Annotated in this window: 1 protein-coding gene; it reads left to right on the top strand. The window is 56.5% G+C overall.

The features are described 5' to 3' along the window. On the top strand, window positions 1-513 hold a 513-nt coding region (locus FLZ89_RS15475), incomplete at both ends, for a transposase (RefSeq protein WP_141305367.1).

Raw genomic sequence — 513 nt, 5'->3', positions numbered from 1 at the left:
TCTGGCACCGCAACGGCTACTGGCTGCATATAGCGGTAGTCAAACCCGCCCTGGAGAAAGTACAGGGGGATGCCGTGGCAGCCGTAGACCCGGGCGAAGTCCATGCCTTAACCCTGACCGACGGCCGGGAAGCTCTGGTCATCAGCGGCAGGCATCTGCGGTCGTTGCACCGCCTCCGGAATAAGACTTTGAGGAAGTTTCAGAAGGCCATTTCCCGGACCAAAAAAGGCTCCAACCGTCGCAAAAAACTCCTGGCTGCCAAGTACCGCTTTTTGAATTGGATTGAAACCCAAATATCCCACGCCGAACATGCCGTTACAAAAATAGCGGCAGACTGGTGCCTGGAACGCGGGATAAAGAAGGTTTACATCGGCAACCCCCAGGGGGTAAGGGAACAGGACTGCGGGCGGCATCACAACCAGCGGATGAGCCAGTGGACCTTCGGCCGGCTACGGGATCTCCTGGAATATAAACTCAAGCGGCACGGCATCACCCTGGAGAAAATCGAAGAAC

The sequence above is a fragment of the Moorella sp. E306M genome (assembly GCF_006538385.1).
GTDB lineage: Bacteria > Bacillota > DSM-521 > Neomoorellales > Neomoorellaceae > Neomoorella.
This window is presented reverse-complemented; position numbering and strand designations above follow the sequence as displayed.